The sequence below is a fragment of the Pseudomonas sp. MHK4 genome (genome assembly GCF_054600775.1).
The window spans coordinates 281777-296802 of record NZ_BAAIAK010000003.1; the positions used below are offsets into that span (position 1 = coordinate 281777).

16 protein-coding genes are annotated in these 15026 nt (G+C 61.0%); 11 read left to right on the top strand and 5 right to left on the bottom strand.

The window, feature by feature from the left end; all coding sequences use genetic code 11:
* Positions 1 to 9: 9 nt before the first annotated feature.
* The 3 genes from cyaY to rnk all read left to right on the top strand — a co-directional run bounded on the left by cyaY (position 10) and on the right by rnk (position 1200).
* Positions 10 to 342, top strand: a complete 333-nt coding sequence (gene cyaY, locus ACYP2Q_RS09930; protein WP_459730295.1) for an iron donor protein CyaY — start codon at positions 10 to 12, stop codon at positions 340 to 342.
* Between the two features lie 4 nt (positions 343 to 346).
* Positions 347 to 562 carry a DUF1289 domain-containing protein gene (locus ACYP2Q_RS09935; protein ID WP_459730296.1) on the top strand — a complete coding sequence of 72 codons (216 nt, stop codon included), beginning with the start codon at positions 347 to 349 and terminating at the stop codon, positions 560 to 562.
* A 227-nt stretch (positions 563 to 789) separates the two neighbouring features.
* Entirely contained in the window at positions 790 to 1200 is a 411-nt protein-coding gene (gene rnk / locus ACYP2Q_RS09940) for a nucleoside diphosphate kinase regulator (RefSeq protein ID WP_459730297.1), read from the top strand.
* A 7-nt stretch (positions 1201 to 1207) separates the two neighbouring features.
* On the opposite strand, the gene ACYP2Q_RS09945 is transcribed toward rnk, so the two are convergent.
* The 3 genes from ACYP2Q_RS09945 to ACYP2Q_RS09955 all read right to left on the bottom strand — a co-directional run bounded on the left by ACYP2Q_RS09945 (position 1208) and on the right by ACYP2Q_RS09955 (position 5016).
* Positions 1208 to 4054 carry a class I adenylate cyclase gene (locus tag ACYP2Q_RS09945; RefSeq protein WP_459730298.1) on the bottom strand — a complete coding sequence of 949 codons (2847 nt, stop codon included), beginning with the start codon at positions 4052 to 4054 and terminating at the stop codon, positions 1208 to 1210.
* A 195-nt stretch (positions 4055 to 4249) separates the two neighbouring features.
* On the bottom strand, positions 4250 to 4495 hold the full coding sequence (locus ACYP2Q_RS09950; protein WP_056854120.1) for a TIGR02647 family protein: 246 nt from the start codon (positions 4493 to 4495) through the stop codon (positions 4250 to 4252).
* 236 nt (positions 4496 to 4731) lie between these two features.
* Positions 4732 to 5016, bottom strand: coding sequence for a hypothetical protein (locus ACYP2Q_RS09955; protein ID WP_459730299.1), 285 nt, complete (start codon positions 5014 to 5016; stop codon positions 4732 to 4734).
* Between the two features lie 124 nt (positions 5017 to 5140).
* Between ACYP2Q_RS09955 and ACYP2Q_RS09960 the strand changes: the two genes are divergently transcribed.
* A complete protein-coding gene (locus ACYP2Q_RS09960; RefSeq protein WP_459730300.1) occupies positions 5141 to 5800 on the top strand; it encodes a glutathione S-transferase family protein in 660 nt (219 codons plus the stop codon).
* 129 nt (positions 5801 to 5929) lie between these two features.
* Here ACYP2Q_RS09960 and argH read toward each other — a convergent pair whose 3' ends face one another.
* On the bottom strand, positions 5930 to 7324 hold the full coding sequence (gene argH, locus ACYP2Q_RS09965; protein ID WP_459730301.1) for an argininosuccinate lyase: 1395 nt from the start codon (positions 7322 to 7324) through the stop codon (positions 5930 to 5932).
* Between the two features lie 531 nt (positions 7325 to 7855).
* Here argH and ACYP2Q_RS09970 point away from each other — a divergent pair.
* The 7 genes from ACYP2Q_RS09970 (at position 7856) to rsd (ending at position 14277) form a co-directional block, all read left to right on the top strand.
* Positions 7856 to 8602 (top strand): LytR/AlgR family response regulator transcription factor, encoded by a 747-nt coding sequence (locus ACYP2Q_RS09970; protein WP_046818480.1) that lies wholly within the window; start codon positions 7856 to 7858, stop codon positions 8600 to 8602.
* Between the two features lie 139 nt (positions 8603 to 8741).
* Positions 8742 to 9683 (top strand): hydroxymethylbilane synthase, encoded by a 942-nt coding sequence (gene hemC, locus ACYP2Q_RS09975; RefSeq protein WP_459730302.1) that lies wholly within the window; start codon positions 8742 to 8744, stop codon positions 9681 to 9683.
* Positions 9680 to 10447 (top strand): uroporphyrinogen-III synthase, encoded by a 768-nt coding sequence (locus ACYP2Q_RS09980; protein WP_459730303.1) that lies wholly within the window; start codon positions 9680 to 9682, stop codon positions 10445 to 10447. Before hemC ends, ACYP2Q_RS09980 begins: the two co-directional genes overlap by 4 nt.
* A gap of 17 nt (positions 10448 to 10464) precedes the next feature.
* Positions 10465 to 11625 (top strand): uroporphyrinogen-III C-methyltransferase, encoded by a 1161-nt coding sequence (locus ACYP2Q_RS09985; RefSeq protein WP_459730304.1) that lies wholly within the window; start codon positions 10465 to 10467, stop codon positions 11623 to 11625.
* Positions 11622 to 12860: a heme biosynthesis HemY N-terminal domain-containing protein gene (locus tag ACYP2Q_RS09990; RefSeq protein WP_459730305.1), complete on the top strand. Its 1239-nt coding sequence runs from the start codon at positions 11622 to 11624 to the stop codon at positions 12858 to 12860. The genes ACYP2Q_RS09985 and ACYP2Q_RS09990 overlap by 4 nt, the downstream gene beginning before the upstream one ends.
* Before the next feature lie 229 nt (positions 12861 to 13089).
* The gene (locus tag ACYP2Q_RS09995) at positions 13090 to 13641 is read left to right on the top strand and encodes a disulfide bond formation protein B (RefSeq protein ID WP_459730306.1); all 552 of its coding nucleotides are present in this window, start codon (positions 13090 to 13092) and stop codon (positions 13639 to 13641) included.
* A gap of 177 nt (positions 13642 to 13818) precedes the next feature.
* Entirely contained in the window at positions 13819 to 14277 is a 459-nt protein-coding gene (gene rsd, locus ACYP2Q_RS10000) for a sigma D regulator (RefSeq protein ID WP_459730307.1), read from the top strand.
* Between the two features lie 61 nt (positions 14278 to 14338).
* Here the strand turns inward: rsd and ACYP2Q_RS10005 are convergent, their stop codons facing one another.
* Complete coding sequence (locus ACYP2Q_RS10005; protein WP_459730308.1) at positions 14339 to 15004, bottom strand: FKBP-type peptidyl-prolyl cis-trans isomerase; 666 nt, start codon at positions 15002 to 15004, stop codon at positions 14339 to 14341.
* Between the last annotated feature and the right edge of the window lie 22 nt (positions 15005 to 15026).

Consider the following 15026-nt stretch of genomic DNA (forward strand, 5'->3'; position numbering starts at 1 on the left):
GTTGCCGTAATGAGTTTGTCCGAAGCCCGTTTCCACGATCTGGTCGATGCCACCCAGCAGACGCTGGAGGATATTTTTGACGAGAGTGGCCTGGATATCGATCTGGAGAGCTCGGCCGGTGTGCTGACCGTCAAGTTTGAAAACGGCAGCCAGTTGATCTTCAGTCGCCAGGAGCCTTTGCGCCAGCTGTGGCTGGCGGCCGTGTCCGGCGGCTTCCACTTCGACTACGACGAAGAAAGCGAGCGCTGGATGTGCGACAAGAGCGAAGAGCAGCTGGGCGAAATGCTCGAGCGCATCGTCAAGCAACAAGCTGACGTCGAACTCGATTTCGAAGGCCTGTAACGCCGTGACCCAGCCAGCCCCCGTGCGGCCACCCAAGCCGCTTTACAGCAACGTCAGTCCGGCAGTCCCTTCGCCGTGCAGCGGCGTGTGTCGGCTGGATGAGCAGAAGGTCTGTCTCGGATGTTTGCGCCATGTCGAAGACATCCGCGAATGGCGCTCGGCGGATGACGAGCGCCGTCGGGTCATCTGCGCCCAGGCCGCGCAGCGCAAGCCTTTGTAGGAGCTGCCGCAGGCTGCGATCTTTTGATTTTTCACAACAAGATCAAAAGATCGCAGCCTGCGGCAGCTCCTACAGGTCAAGCCGCCGTACGCCGGTGGCGGCTTGTATATTTTTTGAGCTGTGATAGTGTCCGGGTACGCCTCAACCCATCGAGGCTTGTGAAAACCCCGCCTTTTTCTGGCGGGGTTTTGCTTTTTTCGTGCAGAAGAAAGGAGTCTGCCCTGATCATGACCGCACCTTCCATCACCCTTACCCGTCTGGACGTACAACGTCTGGAGCGCCTGATCGACAGCCTGGACGAGACGCTGCCGGGCGTTATCGCGCTGCAAACCGAACTGGATCGCGCCGATACAGTGGTCGGCCACGATGAAGTGCCCGCCGATGTCGTGACCATGAATTCCCGTGTGCATTGCCGTGAAGAAGGCAGTGGCAAGGACTATCACCTGACGCTGGTGTATCCGAAGGATGCCAACGCCGACCAGGGCAAGATTTCCATCCTGGCACCCGTCGGCAGTGCGCTGCTGGGCCTCAAGGTCGGTCAACACATCGACTGGCCGGCGCCGGGTGGCAAGACGTTGAAACTGACCCTGCTTGAAGTCGAATCGCAGCCAGCCAACGGCGGCGCCTTCCCCGAGTGACCTCCTCTCAGACCTGCCCGAGCGCCTCGTTCAATGCGCGCTCCAGGTCGGCCTTGTAGCGCAGATACAGATGGCTTGACCCCTGACCATCACCGAGCAGGCCTGAAAGGTCCAGATCGGTGATGTAACAGCGGTAGCGTTCGGCCTCGCGGCGTTGTTCGACGATTTCCCGGGCGACCACGCGGAACAGCTGGTCGCCATGTTCCAGCTCGCAAAACTCCCGCTGATTGCAGTACAACGTGACCTGTACCTTGCCCGGTGCGGCTTTGCCGACGATCGCCTGTACGTCATAGAAGGGTTTGTCGGCCGGGATTTGCGGTGCCGATCGGGCCTCGATCCGCCGTGCCCTGCCAGTACCTGAAGGCAGTAGTTGGTAGTACAGAGTATCCAGGCTCGCCGGCGTTGCCGTTTCCATCGGCAGCGCGGCATCGCGCCGATACTGGATCGATTGCAGGAAACGCTGCAGCGGCACCAGCAGGCTTTGCTCTTCATGCCACGGCAGGCGCTGCTGCCACAAGGCGTTGAATTCATCGAGCACGTACAGATCAGCCTGCTCTTCGTTGACCCGGTAGAACACCTGGATGCAGTCCGGCCGCCCCATGGGCAGCAGCAGTGCCAGGTCGTGGTCGTCCAATGCCATCGGGTCCAGGTGCAGCGGGCTGTAGCTCGCCCGTTCTTCACCGAGGTAATCGAGCAGGGCCGGCAGGGTGGCCAGCGCGATGTGATTGACCTGGCCGGGTATCAGCTCCAGCACGTGGTAATGCTGCTGGACCTGGATCAAGTAGCGGTGATTGAGTTTGCTCAGCAGCAGGTTCTGCGCGATGTCGAAGATGTCTTCGATGCGCTGGGCGATGAATTGCGCTCGGTTGTGGCAGAAACAGCGCACTCGCAACCTGGGCTGCTGCGGGCCGCCGGGCAGGCTGTTGAGATAGTCGCGCAGGCAATCGAGCAGGGCATGGGGGCCGTCGTAGCGGCTGACCAGCGTTTCGTTCCAGCTGTTGAGCGTGACCTGGTCCAGGGTCAGCACCAGGTTTTCCCTCACGCCTGCGTAGCTCAAGGAGTCGGTGCGCTCGGTGGTCATCAGGATATTCAGTTCGCGGTGGTGCTTGAGCGGATCGATGCCAACGTTGACCAGGATCAGCACCTCGCTGGGTACACTGGCGCGCAGCAGAGGCTCTTCAGCGACGGTCGGCAAAGGCAGGGGAATGCTCTGTTGCAGGCTGCCCAGCAAATTGAACAGCTCGAATTCGCTCAGGTCGCTGCTGCCCGGGTGCAAGGCCAGGCGGGTGCTGCTGTCGATCACGCCGTTGCGGTGGCACCAGGCGAGCAACTCGAGCAAATGCCGACTGCGTTTGATCGGGGCGAAATGTTCCCACTCCAAGACGGTCAGGCTGCCGTTGTACAAGCCCCATTGGCTTTGTTTCGGTTCTTTCCGGTTGGGCGCGTACACCAGCGTCAGTGTGTCTTCGGCCAGGTCCGGGGCGATGCCCGGGTTGATGAACTCGACCTTGTCCGCCTTGCGCTCGAAGGCCGCGTACAGGCGTCGGCCGAGTACGCTGAGGTCGCGTTTGTTGATCAGGCTGATGGTTTGTTCCTGGCGGGCGAACTGGGTCAGGAAGCGATAGCTGAAATTCAGTTCGTTGACCAAAGCCCGACGCTCCGAGCTGACCTGGCGGACTTTCCACTGGCTGCGGCTGTCGAGCAAGGCCAACTGGCGATGGTCCCATTGCCATTCGTGGGCCAGGCGCTCAAGCAGCGAGCGTTGCCAGCCCTGAGGGCGCCCGCCGCTGCCGGTGAGTCTGCGATTGACCTTCAGGTAGAGCGCCCGGCGCACCAGCTCCAGGCGTTCCGGTTCATTGCGGGCGATGAGGTACTCGGCGATGCGCCGATAGACCACGACATAGGGGTCCAGCTCATCGAGGTCGAGCCGGTTGGCGAACACCGCCTGCTTGAAGCGCAGGCTCAGGCATTGGACTTTGGGGTGTTCGCTGGCGTACACCTCGGTCAGCAGGAGCTTGAGCACCGATTTGTATGGCGACTCGATGCCCTTGAACAACTGCCAGAGCCCGGCCCCAATGAATTCCCCCGGCGGAATGTAGGCCAGATGGCCCAGGTCCAGGGTTTCATCGGCGCGGATGAAGCGCTTGGACGTCAGCGTATGGGTGTAGCGGTCATAGTTGGCTTCCTCATACACCGGCACCAGCCACCAGATCGGCGTACGCCCCGCCAGCCAGATCGCGGTGCGATAAAACTCGTCCAGCAGCAGGTAATGCTGGGTGGTGCCGCAGTCTTCGGAACTCAGCTGGCTGTCGCGCTCGCCCCGTACGAAGCGGACCGGGTCGATCAGGAAGAAGTGCGCCTCGGCGCCCTGGCTGGCCGCCCAGGCTTCCAGCAGTTGGCATTTCCTGCGCAACTCGATGAGCTCGTTTGCGCTCAAATCCTGGCTGTGACAGACCCACACGTCCATATCGCTCTGCTCAGCCTGGGCCAGGGTGCCAAGGCTTCCCATCAGGAACAGACCGTGAATCGGCCGGGGTGGATTGCTGCCGTGGCGCGGCTTATAGGAAAAGGAACGGGTCAGGCGCTGGGCTTCAGCGAGGACGCTGGCATCCGGCTCGAAATTCGACAGCCCGGCCGGCGTGCTGCCCGAAACGTAACCTGGCAGCAGCGGATGATTGACGTGGAAGAACAGCGGAAGGAGGTTCAACACCCCTTGCTGGCGCGTCGACAACCCTTCCATGGCACGTGCCATGCGCCCCTCGTTGAGCTTGAGGAAGCGTGCGCGCAACTGGCTGAGCACCTTGCGGTCGACTCCCTCGTCCAGATCGGGGCGGATTTCATGGGTGCGGGTCATGTCAGCTCAAACCGGCTCGCAGGGCTCGGACGTGGAGGCTCTCGGGATGAGGGGCAGTTTAGCGCCTCAGCCCCGGGACTTTTAAGCTGATTTTGTTTTTCTGACGTCAGATTTCTATCGCAGGGCGACGCCAGGCAGCGCAATGCGCCCGCGGAAATCCCGTGGCGGGGGTCTCCGTGGGCAATCCGATGGAATTCAGGCTGTTTCCTGAACGCTCAGAATAGTCAGTACGGTTTGCACGCTTTGCGCGGCGTCACGACCCAGGCTGGTCAGGTAACCGCCATCGGGCTGGTCGATCAGTTCTTTTTCATGCAGGCGTTTGGCGGCGGCAATGTGTTTCGGGGCAGCGGTCTGATGAATTTTCAAACCTTCCTGGGAACTGTCCAGGTTGAAGAGTGCGAGGACTTCCAGTTCGGCAACCAACTCAGGGGTAAGCGACATAAGGACTCCAGACTTTCTAGGAATTTGGCGACAGCGCCCCTAAGGTGAACCCGCTGGTGCGGCATGTCCAGTGCTCGCAGCAGGCTTTTTTCGCGATGGAAAACTTTTCCCGTTGTCTGGGTGGGTTTGTAGGAGCGAGCTTGCTCGCGATGGTCGTCAACGATTACGCGCGAACCCGGATGCCCCGCGGCGCTCTCGGGTTTTTCGCGAGCGAGCTCGCTCCTACAGGGGATGCGTTATTTCTTTTCCGGCGGCAACTCTGGCAGCGCGCGTAGCGCCGCTTCGTACCATTGTGTATTGAACGCGCGGTCTTCTTCGAGGATCGCGTCGATTTCCACCGCCAGCACGTGGGCCATCAGGTTGAGGATTTCGTCACGCTCGTAACCCACCAGGGTCAGCTTGTTGAACGTAGCCTTGGCCGCTGGCGGGTTATCGCTTTCGATCTGGTTCTCGATGGCTTCGATCAGCGTGTTTTCGGCGAACTCTTCTTCGTCGGTGTCGATATCGGTTGGCTCGCTCATGGCAGGCTCCTCAAGGAAAGGTCATCAGTTTAACTGCATTCAGCAGCGTGATGCTGCTGGCAAGAAAGCCTGGAGCGTTCTATAAACAGGCACTGCCCACCCCGCACGGCCTGGAGGCTCTGTGATGCTCAAGCTTTATGGTTTTTCCGTCAGCAACTACTACAACATGGTCAAGCTGGCGCTGCTGGAAAAAGGACTGCCATTCGAAGAAGTACCGTTTTATGCGGGCACCAGCCCGGAAGCGCTGGCCATCAGCCCGCGCGGAAAAGTACCGGTGCTGCGCACGGAGCAGGGTTTCATCAATGAAACCAGCGTGATTCTCGAGTACATCGAACAGAGCCAGAAAGGCACGCCCCTGCTGCCGAGCGATCCATTCGAGCGGGCGCAGGTGTTGGCGTTGGCCAAGGAAATCGAGTTGTACATCGAGCTACCGGGAAGGGCCTGCTACCCCGAGGCATTTTTCGGCGCGAGCGTGCCGGATGCGATCAAGGAAAAAACCAAGGCCGAATTATTGCAAGGTATTGCAGCGCTAGGCCGGCACGGAAAATTCAGTCCCTACGTGGCAGGTGAAACACTGAGCGTGGCGGACCTGTATTTCCTGTACAGCGTGCCATTGGCTTGTGGGGTCGCCAAGAAGCTGTTTGGCATCGATCTGCTGGCTGAGCTGCCGGCTGCCAAGGCGCTGCTGGAACGCTTGGGGGGCAATCAGAACGTGCAGCGGATTGCGGCGGACAAGGAAGCGGCGATGCCAGCGTTCATGGCGATGGTCGCGTCCAAAAAGTAGGTATTTGTAGCGCTCTTAAGATCGCATCGCCAGCAGGCTGGCTCCCACAGGTGGCATGCGGCAGACACAAATTTTATGTCTGCCGCCGATCAATGTGGGAGCCAGCCTGCTGGCGAAGCTTTTGGCGATTTAGCGGCTGGCGAGCAAAGCCTGACCACGCGCCACAGCTGCCTTGACCTGCGCCGGCGCGGTGCCGCCGATGTGGTTGCGGGCATTGACCGAACCTTCCAGGGTCAGTACGGCAAACACGTCCTGATCGATCTGGTCGCTGAACTTGCGCAGTTCTTCCAGGTTCATTTCCGCCAGGTCCTTGCCGCTTTCCACGCCATATTTCACGGCATGGCCGACGATTTCGTGGCAGTCGCGGAAGGGCAGGCCGCGACGTACCAGGTAGTCGGCCAGATCGGTGGCGGTGGAGAAACCGCGCAGGGCTGCTTCGCGCATTATCGCGTGCTTGGGCTTGATCGCCGGGATCATGTCGGCAAAGGCGCGCAGTGAGTCACGCAGGGTGTCGGCGGCGTCGAACAGCGGTTCCTTGTCTTCCTGGTTGTCCTTGTTGTAGGCCAGGGGCTGGCCTTTCATCAAGGTCAGCAGGCCCATCAGCGCGCCGAATACACGGCCGGTCTTGCCACGCACCAGCTCCGGCACGTCCGGGTTTTTCTTTTGCGGCATGATCGAGCTGCCGGTGCAGAAACGGTCCGGCAGATCGATGAACTGGAACTGCGCGCTGGTCCACAGCACCAGCTCTTCGGAGAAGCGCGACAGGTGCATCATCGCGATGCTGGCGGCCGAGCAGAACTCGATGGCGAAGTCGCGATCGGACACGTTGTCCAGCGAGTTGCCGCCCACCGCATCGAAGCCCAGCAGCTGGGCGGTGTATTCACGGTCGATCGGGTAGGTGGTGCCGGCCAGCGCAGCGCTGCCCAGTGGCATGCGGTTGGTGCGCTTGCGGCAGTCGACCAGGCGCTCGTAGTCGCGGCTGAGCATTTCGAACCACGCCAGCATGTGGTGCCCGAAGGTCACCGGCTGCGCGGTCTGCAGGTGGGTGAAGCCGGGCATGATGGCGCCCGCTTCGCGCTCGGCCTGCTCCAGCAAGCCTTTTTGCAGGCGGGTGATTTCGCCGAGGATCAGGTCGATTTCGTCACGCAGCCACAGGCGGATGTCGGTGGCGACCTGGTCGTTACGGCTGCGGCCGGTGTGCAGCTTTTTGCCGGTCACGCCGATGCGGTCGGTCAGGCGCGCCTCGATGTTCATGTGCACGTCTTCGAGGTCGACGCGCCAATCGAACTGGCCGGCCTCGATTTCACCCTGGATGGTCTTCAGGCCATCGATGATGCCGTCGCGCTCGGCATCGGTCAGCACGCCGACCTTGGCCAGCATGGTAGCGTGGGCGATCGAGCCCATGATGTCGTGGCGATACAGGCGCTGGTCGAAGGTGACGGAGGCGGTGAAGCGGGCGACGAAGGCGTCGACGGGTTCACTGAAGCGGCCGCCCCAGGACTGATTGGTCTTGTCAGTGCTCATGAATTCGCTCGTATCGGCTGAAGAAAGATGGCGTTGAAAGCTGCCGCGGATAATAACAGGGTTGCCAATCCTGTCGTTGACACTGGTCGACTGGATTTCACGTGTGGGAGCGAGCCTGCTCGCGATGGATGTTAACGATAACGCGTGCTTTCTGAATAAACCCGTCGCTCTCAGGTTCATCGCGAGCAGGCTCGCTCCTACAGTTTTCCCTATTAGTACAACGATATTTTTCAATTGAGCAATATCGTTCCGGCAACCGTCTACAGTTGGACAGTAGGATGAGCGCACTTCTCGGTGCGCAAGAGGACTATAAGAAGAGGGGGTGTTCATATTGCGTATCAGCAAACCCTGTGGCGATGTGTCGCCAAAGCGGGCCTGGGCCGCTAATCGCCCGGCCGATGAAAATTTAGCTGCCCGACCAGCGGCACTTTTTGACGCTCGCGCTAGTCTTAGCGTGGATCGCGGTGACGGACGTCACTTCACCTGTCTACGCTATCCTTGTGCGAGACTCACGCAGGAATCCAGCGCAATATGAATGTCCTGATCGTTGATGACGACCCCCTAGCCCGCGAGCGCCTGAGCCGAATGGTTGGTGAACTCGAGGGATACAGTGTCCTGGAGCCCAGCGCCACGAACGGCGAAGAAGCGTTGGCACTGATCGACAGCCACAAACCGGATATCGTGCTGCTCGATATCCGCATGCCAGGCCTTGATGGCCTGCAAGTGGCCGCGCGATTGTGCGAACGCGAAACCCCGCCTGCCGTGGTGTTTTGCACAGGTCCCGATGAATTTGCCGTGGAAGCCTTACAGGCCAGCGCCGTAGGCTATCTGGTGAAACCTGTGAGAACTGAACAGTTACATGACTCGTTGAAAAAAGCCGAACGGCCCAATCGTGGCCAGCTCGCCGCCCTGACTCGTCCTGCCGCCGAGAGTGGCAGTGGCCCGCGCAGCCATATCAGTGCCCGTACCCGCAAGGGGATCGAGCTGATCCCGCTGGATCAGGTGGTCTATTTTATCGCCGACCACAAGTACGTGACCTTGCGCCACGAAAGCGGCGAGGTATTGCTGGATGAACCGCTCAAAGCCCTTGAAGATGAATTCGGTGACCGATTCGTGCGCATCCACCGCAACGCACTGGTCGCTCGCGAGCGCATCGAACGCTTGCAGCGAACACCGCTGGGGCATTTTCAGCTGTTCCTCAAGGGCCTCAACGGTGATGCATTGATCGTCAGCCGACGCCACGTGGCCGGCGTGCGGAAAATGATGCAACAGCTTTGATTCGCCGGTTGCATGGCGGACTTCACACCCGATTGCCGGATATCCGGGGCCAGGGAGGCCGAGTAGTTTCTGATACAAGTCAAAGTGGATTTGGCTGAGCTGTTATTATCCGCCGTATCTATTCAGTACGGATTGATCCATGTCCTCTCGCCAGATCCGCATCGCCACCCGCAAAAGCGCTCTTGCCCTGTGGCAGGCCGAATACGTCAAAGCCCGTCTGGAGCAGGCCCATCCGGGTCTGCTCGTGACCTTGGTACCCATGGTCAGTCGCGGCGACAAGCTGCTCGACTCGCCGCTGTCGAAAATCGGCGGCAAGGGCCTGTTCGTCAAGGAGCTGGAAACCGCGCTGCTGGAAAACGAAGCCGACATCGCCGTGCACTCGATGAAAGACGTTCCGATGGACTTCCCTGAAGGCCTCGGACTGTTCTGTATCTGCGAGCGCGAAGACCCACGCGATGCCTTCGTTTCCAACACCTACGCCAGCCTCGAAGCGTTGCCTGCGGGCAGCATCGTCGGCACCTCGAGCCTGCGCCGTCAGGCCCAATTGCTGAGCCGTCGTCCGGACCTGGAAATCCGCTTCCTGCGCGGCAACGTCAACACCCGCCTGGCCAAGCTCGACGCGGGCGAATACGACGCCATCATCCTCGCGTCCGCAGGTTTGATCCGGCTCGGCTTTGAAGATCGCATCACCTCGGCCATCAGCGTCGACGACAGTCTGCCGGCCGGTGGCCAGGGCGCAGTGGGCATCGAATGCCGCACCGCGGACAGCGAGATTCACGCACTGCTCGCGCCGCTGCATCACCAGGACACCGCGACCCGCGTAAGCGCCGAACGCGCCCTCAACAAACACCTCAATGGCGGCTGCCAGGTGCCGATCGCCTGCTACGCCGTGCTTGAGGGTGAGCAGGTCTGGCTGCGCGGGCTGGTGGGTGATCCCGCTGGCAGTCTGCTGCTCAGTGCCCAGGCGCGTGCGCCGCGTGGCGATGCCGAAGCCCTGGGTGTGCGGGTGGCCGAAGACCTCTTGAGCCAGGGCGCCGCGGATATCCTCAAGGCGGTGTATGGCGAGGCAGGTCACGAGTGACAGGCTGGCGCCTGCTGCTGACGCGTCCGGCGGATGAGTCGGCGGCGCTGGGCAGCCTGTTGGCCGAGCAGGGGATTTTCAGCAACAGCTTGCCGCTTTTGGACATAGTGCCGATCCCGGTCTCTGGGACAATGCGTGAAGCGTTCCACGATCTGGATCGCTACTGCGCCGTGATCGTGGTCAGCAAGCCGGCGGCGCGCATCGGTGTCGAACTGCTCGACCAGTTTGGCCCGCAAGCATCGCGTGTGAAGTGGTTCAGTGTCGGTGCAGCGACGGCGCAGATCCTCGAGGCTCGCGGGTTGGACGTCAGCTTCCCTACGCAAGGCGATGACAGCGAGGCCTTGCTCGAACTTGCAGCGCTGCGCGAGGCTGTTGCCCGACCTGATCCGCGGGTACTGATCCTGCGCGGGGAGGGTGGACGTGAACTGCTGGCTGAGCGCTTGCGCGAGCGAGGTGCTAGTGTCGAGTATCTGGAGTTGTACCACCGCGAGCTGCCGCAATACCCGGCGGCAGCCCTGAGGCAGCGGGTTGAGGCGGAACGCCTGAACGCGCTGGTGGTCAGCAGTGGACAGGGTTTTGAGCACCTGCATCAATTGGCTGGCGATGCCTGGCCGCAGTTGGCGCAGTTGCCGTTGTTTGTACCAAGCCCCAGGGTCGCCGAGCTGGCACGTGCCGCCGGGGCCCTGACAGTTGTGGATTGTCGTGGCGCCAGTGCCGCGGCTTTGCTGACGGCGTTACGGGAGCATCCCGTGCCCGTTCTCTAAATGCAAAGGATGGATACGTGAGCGAAACAGCCTTGCCTAAAGATGACTCGCGGCCAGTGCTCGATGCACCGGTTGATGCACCTCTTGATGAACTGCGACCACCACCTGCCGAGCAGCAGCGCCGAGGCAATGGGCTGGCAATCGTCGCGCTGCTGTTGGGTGCCGCCGGTATCGCAGTGGGTGGTTGGGGCGTCTGGCAAGTGCGTCACTTGCAAGCCAATACCCAGCAGCAACTGAGTCAGGTGCAGGCACTGAACGATCAGGCGCAGGGCCTGAAGCTGAACGAACAGCGCCTGAGCGCACGCCTGGAGCAACTGCCGAATGCCGATGTGCTGGAAGAACGCAGCCGCCTGGTGACTCAGTTGCAGGGCGACCAGCAACGCTTGAATCAACGCCTGGAAACCGTCCTCGGCGCCAGCCGCAAGGACTGGCGCCTGGCCGAGGCCGAGCACTTGCTGCGTCTGGCCAGCCTGCGTCTTTCGGCGTTGCAGGACATCAGCAGCGCCCAGGCCCTGGTGCAGGGCGCCGATGAAATTCTGCGTGAACAGAATGACCCCGGCTCTTTCGCCGCTCGCGAGCAAGTGGCCAAGACGCTGGTGGCCTTGCGCAGCACCGAGCAGCCGGATCGCACCGGTTTGTTCCTGCGCCTGGGGGCGTTGCGCGACCAGGTGATCAGCCTCACGGAGCTTGCGCCCGAGTACAAGGACCGTGGCGAATCCCTGCTGGGGCTGACCGCCGATGGCGACGGCGCCAGTCGCTGGGCGCAATGGTGGGACCAGATCTCGCGCTACATCCGTATCGATTTCAACGCCGACAAGAATGTCCGTCCGTTGCTGGCCGGGCAGAGCCTGAGCCAGGTCCGCCTCGCCCTGAGCCTGGCGCTGGAGCAGGCGCAATGGGCCGCGCTCAACGGTCAGCCAGCGGTGTATTCCCAGGCGCTGGCAGAGGCGCGGGATGTGCTCAAGGGCAACTTCAACCCGGACAATCCTCAGAGCAAAGTGATGCTTGAGCAGGTGGCCGAGTTGACCAGGCAGCCGGTCTCCGTGGTCACCCCGGACCTGACCGGCACCCTGAGTGCGGTCCAGGGTTATCTGGAGCGGCGTAACGTCAACGCCGAAGACTCGATCAAGCCGCTGGCCAAACCTGCGGCGAATACCGCGCAGGAGGCCACCCCATGAAACGCCTCTATGTGATCGTGTTCCTGGCCATTGCGGTGGCCGCAGCGCTGGGCCTGGCCATCGCCGAGCACTCCGGTTACGTCCTGATCGCCTACAAGAGCTTTCGCTACGAATCGAGCCTGTGGGCGACCCTGGCCGTGGTCGCCGTTCTCTGGCTGGTCATCTGGGGCATCAAGGCCTTGGTCGAACTGGTGACGACCTCCGGTGGCGTGGTCAATCCATGGTCACGGCGTAATCGCAGTCGCCGGGTCCAGGTGGCGATCGAACACGGGCAACTGGACCTGGCCGAAGGTCGCTGGGCCAGCGCACAGCGTCATTTACATCGAGCCGCGGAGGCCGAGCGCCAGCCGCTGCTTTACTACCTCGGGGCTGCGCGCGCCGCCAACGAACAGGGTCATTACGAAGAAAGTGACAATCTGCTGGAGCGTGCTCTGGAGCGCCAGCCCCAAGCCGAGTTGGCGATTGCCTTGAACCACGCGCAATTGCAAACTGATCGCGGTGATACCGAGGGCGCCCTGACGACCCTGCAGGCAATGCACGAGCGCCACCCACATAACGCACAGGTCCTGCGCCAGTTGCAGCGCCTGCATCAGCAGCGAGGCGACTGGTCGGCGGTAATTCGCCTGCTGCCTGAGCTGCGCAAGGACAAAGTCCTGCCAACGGCTGAACTGGCCGAACTGGAACGCCGGGCCTGGGGCGAGAGCCTGTCCCTGGCGGCGCACCGGGAAGAGGAGGGGACCCTCGGTCAGCAAGCGCTCGATCGCGCCTGGCAGCAGCTGACATCGGCTCAGCGCCAGGAGCCGCAATTGGTGCTCGCCTATGCCGAGCAACTGCGGCAACTGGGTGCCCAGGTCGAGGCAGAAGAGGTCTTGCGCACGGCTTTGAAACGCAACTACGACAGCCATCTGGCGCGCCTGTATGGACTGGTGCGCGGCAGTGACCCGGCTCGCCAGTTGCATCTCGCCGAGGGCTGGCTGAAAGAACATCCGGCCGATCCAGGCCTGTTGTTGACGCTGGGTCGCCTGTGCCTGCAAAGCAGCCTGTGGGGCAAGGCCCGGGACTATCTGGAAAGCAGTTTGCGAATACAGCGCAACCCGGAAGCCTGCGCCGAACTGGCACGCCTGCTGGCACAGATGGGCGACACCGAGCGCAGCAACCAGCTGTTCCAGGAAGGCTTGGGCTTGCTCGACGAGCGCTTGTTGGCGGCACCGCTGCCGGTGCTGGCTCACGGTTGATCGCTGGATGAAGGATCGCTCGAAGGGGCGATCCGATCCCTGGTCCTGTCGGAATTCTCCTTTCGCAATGGGGCATCAGCAAAGTCCTACAGACCACTACGTCAGATCCTCTGATGTCTATCGGGATTTCCGTACGTATTTGCTGAAATGTCCATATCTGCCTGCCTTGTAAGGGTTGCGCGCTTTCCACTACCGTAGCGGCCGGACTCTTAATCGTTACGGAAACGCCATGTCGTTGGCCTGCCCACGCTCCCTGTTTTTTACTGTGTTCTTCGCAGGTGCCCTGGCCCTGGGCGTTTCCTATTACCTGGAATATGCGGTCGGTCTAAGCCCGTGTGGCTTGTGTCTGTTGCAACGAGCTTGCCTGGCGCTGTTGAGCGGTGTGTGCCTGACAGCTGCGGTGCATGGTCCCGGTCGCCTGGGATCCTTTGTGTACTGGCTGCTCGGGCTGTCCTGCAGCCTGTTGGGGACCTTTACGGCCTGGCACCAGGTTTTGCTGCAAACCGATCCGGTGCATCAATTTTCCGACTGCTCGCCTGACCTGGCCGAAGTATTTACGAGCGCACCGTGGATACGCGTCGTGCAGAGGGTGTTCCAGGGAGCTGTTGACTGCCCGCGGATCGCCTGGACGCTGTTCGATTTGAGTATCCCGGAATGGAGCCTGCTATTTTTCGTTGCGGCGATGATTCTGGGTATTTATCAGTTGACCCGCCTTGTCTTGAGCATCAGTCGACGACCGCTCGGCGGCGATTCGTCGCCGCGGGTTCTTGCCGGCGATTAAACACTTGTATGAACTTTATCGTCTGCGTACCTTGAAGCCACCGTCGTGCGGGCATAATCTGGCCCGCACGTGTCATTGGATTTATGTTGCTCGATGACGCTCTGCCTGGTCGATTCTTGATTCTCAAGTGTGCGACAGGTGTAGAGCAGCATGACCCACAAGGGAAGAGAGACCGCCATGCTCGAAAGTTGTCAGAATGCTCAGGAACGTTGGGGTGGAGTACATCTGCTGATCGATCGTTGGTTGCAGGAACGTCACGAACTGGTTCGGGCCTATGACACTCTCGGCGAGAAGCCTGAGGCGTTGGGCGAAAACCGAAAACCTTTGCAGGAATTCTGTGGGGTGCTGGTCGACTACGTGTCCGCCGGCCACTTCGAGATCTACGAACAACTGACGGGGGAGGCCAAGGCCTTCAACGACAAGCGTGGCCTGGAACTCGCCGAGACGATCTACCCGCGCATCGACGTCATCACCGAGAAGCTGCTCGCGTTCAATGACCTGTGTGATGCCGGAAAATGCGTCGCGCAGAAGTTCAAGGAACTGGGTGGCCTGCTGCATGAGCGCTTCGAACTGGAAGACTGCCTGATAGAAGTGCTGCACACCGCTCACAAGGAAGATGCTCCGGTTCAAGCCTGAGCTTGGGTCCTGCAAAGCCTGTAAAACGGTGCGCGATGCGCACCGTTTTCGTTTCTGCTGTTCAGCCGGCAGCGCCGCTTAACTCGACTTCGAATACGAGGGGTGTGAAAGGCGCGATCAAGTCGCCGGCACCATCGGCGCCATAGGCTTGCGCCGATGGAATCACCAGGCGCCATTTCGCACCGACCGGCATGTCTTGCAGGGCGCTGCGCCAGCCGCTGATCACACTGTCGAGACTGAACCATTGCGGCTGGCTGTTCTGGTCGAACACCGTGCCGTCAGGCAGGCGACCGATATACAAAACCTGCACCTTGCCGTTCGGCCCGGCCTTGGCACCTGTCCCGGGTGCCAGCTCTGTCAGCAGGATGCCATCGGCCAATTCACGAACACCGGGTTTGGCTTTTTCTTCGCTGAGAAAACGCTGCTCATTTTCCAGGGCCAATTCAATTTCTGGCGCAGGCGTTTGCGTGGCAGCCAGCGCTTGGTGCTCGGCCAGAATCCGTTCAATTTGTTCGCGCTTCAACGCCAGTGGCTTGCCTTGATAGGCTTGCTGCAGTCCATCGACCAGTGCCTGGATCTGCAAGTCGGGAACCTCCTGGCGCAAGCGTTCGCCGAGACTTGCGCCCAGGCTGTAAGCGAGATCGTGAGCCTCTTTTTCCTGGTTTTTTTCAGCGGCGTTGGCCACGGAAAAAATCACGCAAAGCGATAAAAAAAGGTAGCGCGACATGGGCACTCTCCGGCCTGAGTTG

Excerpts from the sequence above, each read along its gene's own strand:
- hemC (WP_459730302.1), top strand. The coding sequence starts at position 8,742 with ATGTCCTCTCGCCAGATCCGCATCGCCACCCGCAAAAGCGCTCTTGCC.
- argH (WP_459730301.1), bottom strand. The coding sequence starts at position 7,324 with ATGAGCACTGACAAGACCAATCAGTCCTGGGGCGGCCGCTTCAGTGAA.
- ACYP2Q_RS09960 (WP_459730300.1), top strand. The coding sequence starts at position 5,141 with ATGCTCAAGCTTTATGGTTTTTCCGTCAGCAACTACTACAACATGGTC.
- ACYP2Q_RS09945 (WP_459730298.1), bottom strand. The coding sequence starts at position 4,054 with ATGACCCGCACCCATGAAATCCGCCCCGATCTGGACGAGGGAGTCGAC.
- cyaY (WP_459730295.1), top strand. The coding sequence starts at position 10 with ATGAGTTTGTCCGAAGCCCGTTTCCACGATCTGGTCGATGCCACCCAG.
- ACYP2Q_RS10005 (WP_459730308.1), bottom strand. The coding sequence starts at position 15,004 with ATGTCGCGCTACCTTTTTTTATCGCTTTGCGTGATTTTTTCCGTGGCC.
- rnk (WP_459730297.1), top strand. The coding sequence starts at position 790 with ATGACCGCACCTTCCATCACCCTTACCCGTCTGGACGTACAACGTCTG.
- ACYP2Q_RS09950 (WP_056854120.1), bottom strand. The coding sequence starts at position 4,495 with ATGTCGCTTACCCCTGAGTTGGTTGCCGAACTGGAAGTCCTCGCACTC.
- ACYP2Q_RS09995 (WP_459730306.1), top strand. The coding sequence starts at position 13,090 with ATGTCGTTGGCCTGCCCACGCTCCCTGTTTTTTACTGTGTTCTTCGCA.
- ACYP2Q_RS09970 (WP_046818480.1), top strand. The coding sequence starts at position 7,856 with ATGAATGTCCTGATCGTTGATGACGACCCCCTAGCCCGCGAGCGCCTG.
- ACYP2Q_RS09955 (WP_459730299.1), bottom strand. The coding sequence starts at position 5,016 with ATGAGCGAGCCAACCGATATCGACACCGACGAAGAAGAGTTCGCCGAA.
- ACYP2Q_RS09990 (WP_459730305.1), top strand. The coding sequence starts at position 11,622 with ATGAAACGCCTCTATGTGATCGTGTTCCTGGCCATTGCGGTGGCCGCA.
- rsd (WP_459730307.1), top strand. The coding sequence starts at position 13,819 with ATGCTCGAAAGTTGTCAGAATGCTCAGGAACGTTGGGGTGGAGTACAT.